General features: G+C 60.8%; 4 protein-coding genes. 2 read left to right on the top strand and 2 right to left on the bottom strand.

The window, feature by feature from the left end:
- Positions 1-486 (top strand): MFS transporter (locus EOA79_RS30935; RefSeq protein ID WP_164894030.1); only part of this gene is annotated, 486 nt, incomplete at its 5' end.
- 77 nt (positions 487-563) lie between these two features.
- Here EOA79_RS30935 and EOA79_RS30940 read toward each other — a convergent pair.
- Positions 564-758, bottom strand: a complete 195-nt coding sequence (locus EOA79_RS30940) for a DUF2735 domain-containing protein (RefSeq protein ID WP_095825447.1) — start codon at positions 756-758, stop codon at positions 564-566.
- A 308-nt stretch (positions 759-1066) separates the two neighbouring features.
- On the opposite strand from EOA79_RS30940, the gene EOA79_RS30945 reads away from it, so the two are divergent.
- Positions 1067-2107, top strand: coding sequence for a glutamine synthetase beta-grasp domain-containing protein (locus tag EOA79_RS30945; protein ID WP_066989630.1), 1041 nt, complete (start codon positions 1067-1069; stop codon positions 2105-2107).
- A gap of 240 nt (positions 2108-2347) precedes the next feature.
- On the opposite strand, the gene glnA is transcribed toward EOA79_RS30945, so the two are convergent.
- A partial coding sequence (glnA, locus tag EOA79_RS30950; RefSeq protein ID WP_128293621.1) for a type I glutamate--ammonia ligase occupies positions 2348-3219 on the bottom strand: 872 nt, incomplete at its 5' end.

Genomic DNA, 3219 nt, shown 5'->3' on the forward strand with positions numbered 1-3219 from the left:
CTGAAGCTCGATGCCGCGGCGATCCGCGGCGGCGAGAAAACGACCGTTCCGACCGACAAGGCGGTGGCCGACAAGCTGCTGACCAAGGAGGAAGCGGCCGGCGGCCCCGAGGTCACCGTCTACAACATCCCGGGCGGTGGTGCCTTTGCCATGGTCGCCGATCCGGAGGCGGTGAATTGGCCGGTGACGATCGGCATCCTGTTCATCCTGGTCGTGTTCGTGACCATGGTCTACGGGCCGATCGCCGCAATCCTGGTCGAGATGTTCCCGACCCGCATCCGCTATACCGGCATGTCGCTGCCTTACCATATCGGCAATGGCTGGTTCGGCGGCCTGCTGCCGGCAACGGTGTTCGCACTCAGCGCCTACAAGGGCGACATCTATTACGGCCTCTGGTACCCGGTGGTGATCGCCGCGATGTCGCTTATCATCGGCATGATCTTCGTCAGGGATACGCTTGGCACCGATCTGGACGCCAAGCAGTAGCCGATCCTCGGCAAATGAAGAGCCCGGCGCGAGCGATCGCGCCGGGCTTTTTCTCGTCTCGAGCTGGAAAGAATTGGTCAGCTCTTGCGCTGCTTGTGTTCTTCCTCGATTGCCGCCTGATGGTACCAGCCGTCGAAATCTGCGTGCGTATTGCGCAACGAGGCAAGCTCTGCCGCGAATTTCGCCTTTGGGCCTAAATTTGAGGCAGACGCCCGGCCTGCAAGCGGGAACATCAGGATCTTTGCCGAAGGACGGGACGTGGTGACATCCATTGGCGGCCTCCTACCTCTTCAGGAGCAAGTCGATTCAAATCTGTTCCCAAGATAGGTTCTGCGATTCATTTAGGCAATATGCTCACAAAAAGATCAGGCGTTGCACAATATTTATGCAGAAAGCGCGCCTGAACGATCGCCGCGCATTGCTGCGCAGGCTCAGCAAAATCAACGCTTTGCGATGACCATTTTGCCGCACCCTGGACGAGGAGAGTGGCATACGAATTGCATTTTAGCGCACGGCAGGCCGGCTCGGTCCGGCCATGCGTTGATGCCGCCCCGGCGTCCAAGCAACGAGAGGCACTGGAATGACCAAATACAAACTCGAGTATATCTGGCTCGACGGCTACACCCCGACCCCCAATCTGCGCGGCAAGACCCAGATCAAGGAGTTTGCCGAGTTCCCGACGCTTGAGCAGCTGCCACTGTGGGGCTTCGACGGCTCTTCCACGAACCAGGCCGAAGGCCGCAGCTCCGACTGCGTGCTGAAGCCGGTTGCGCTCTATCCGGATCCGGCGCGCACCAACGGCGTTCTCGTCATGTGCGAAGTCATGATGCCCGATGGCGTCACCCCGCATGCATCGAACAGCCGCGCGACGATCCTGGACGACGAGGACGCCTGGTTCGGCTTCGAGCAGGAATATTTCTTCTACAAGGACGGCCGCCCGCTCGGCTTCCCCGAGAGCGGCTATCCGGCGCCGCAGGGACCTTATTACACCGGCGTCGGCTACAAGAATGTCGGCGATGTCGCGCGCCAGATCGTCGAGGAGCATCTCGACCTCTGTCTCGCCGCCGGCATCAATCATGAAGGCATCAACGCCGAAGTGGCCAAGGGCCAGTGGGAGTTCCAGATCTTCGGCAAGGGTTCCAAGAAGGCCGCCGACCAGATCTGGATGGCGCGCTACCTGCTGCTGCGCCTTACCGAAAAGTACGGCATCGACATCGAGTTCCACTGCAAGCCGCTCGGCGATACCGACTGGAACGGCTCGGGCATGCACTGCAACTTCTCGACCAAGTACATGCGCGAAGTCGGCGGCAAGGCCTATTTCGAGGCGCTGATGGCCCAGTTCGAAAAGAACCTGATGGATCACATCGCCGTCTATGGTCCGGACAACGACAAGCGCCTGACCGGCAAGCATGAGACCGCGCCTTGGAACAAGTTCTCCTATGGCGTTGCCGACCGCGGTGCCTCGATCCGCGTGCCGCACTCCTTCATCAAGAACGACTACAAGGGCTATCTGGAAGACCGCCGCCCGAACTCCCAGGGCGACCCCTACCAGATCGCCTCGCAGGTCTTGAAGACGATCTCGGAGGTCGCGACCGACGCAAAGGTCTCGGCTGCGGCGTGATGCTTCTACGGCGTGGGCGGCAGTCCGCGCCAGGCCAGCGAACATCAAAAAAGCCCCGGCGAAATGCCGGGGCTTTTTTACGCCTGGCTTGCTTGGCGGCGATGAGATCCGCGCTCTCGCGACAGTGCTGGCCTGCTGTTCTGACGAGGCCCGTCCTGCGGCCTTTCCGCCCTCTGGCGAGCTGTTCACGAAAAAACCCCGGCTTTCGCCGGGGTTGTTTTCTGTCGGGAATGCAGTCGCTTACACCGAATAGTACATGTCGTACTCGACCGGGTGCGGGGTCATTTCGAAGCGCATCACCTCGGCCATCTTGAGCTCGATATAAGAGTCGATCTGGTCGTCGTCGAACACGCCGCCTGCCTTCAGGAAGCCGCGGTCCTTGTCGAGGTTCTGCAACGCTTCGCGCAGGGAGCCGCAGACCGTCGGGATCTTCTTCAATTCCTTCGGCGGCAGGTCGTAGAGATCCTTGTCCATCGGCTGTCCGGGATGAATCTTGTTCTTGATGCCGTCGAGACCCGCCATCAGCATGGCGGCAAAGCCGAGATAGGGGTTCGCGCCCGGATCGGGGAAGCGGACCTCGACGCGCTTCGACTTCGGCGAGGAGCCGAAAGGAATGCGGCAGGAGGCCGAACGGTTGCGCGCCGAATAGGCGAGCAGCACCGGCGCTTCGTAACCCGGCACCAGACGCTTATAGGAGTTGGTGAGCGGGTTGGTGAAGGCATTGATCGCCTTGGCGTGCCTGATGATGCCGCCGATGTAGAAGAGGCAGGTTTCCGACAAGCCGGCGTATTCGTTGCCGGCGAAGGTCGGCTTGCCGCCCTTCCAGATCGACTGGTGCACGTGCATGCCCGAGCCGTTGTCGCCGAACACCGGCTTCGGCATGAAAGTGGCCGTCTTGCCATAGGCATTGGCGACCTGATGCACGACATACTTATAGATCAGCATCTTGTCGGCGTTGCGCACCAACGTGTCGAACTTGATGCCGAGTTCGTGCTGGGCGGCCGCGACCTCGTGGTGATGCTTTTCGACGCGCACGCCCATTTCAGCGAGCACTGTCAGCATCTCGGAACGCATGTCCTGGCAGGAGTCGATCGGCGGCACAGGGAAGTAGC

Origin of the sequence: Mesorhizobium sp. M1A.F.Ca.IN.020.03.2.1 (assembly GCF_004023205.1) — a bacterium.
Lineage (GTDB): Bacteria > Pseudomonadota > Alphaproteobacteria > Rhizobiales > Rhizobiaceae > Mesorhizobium.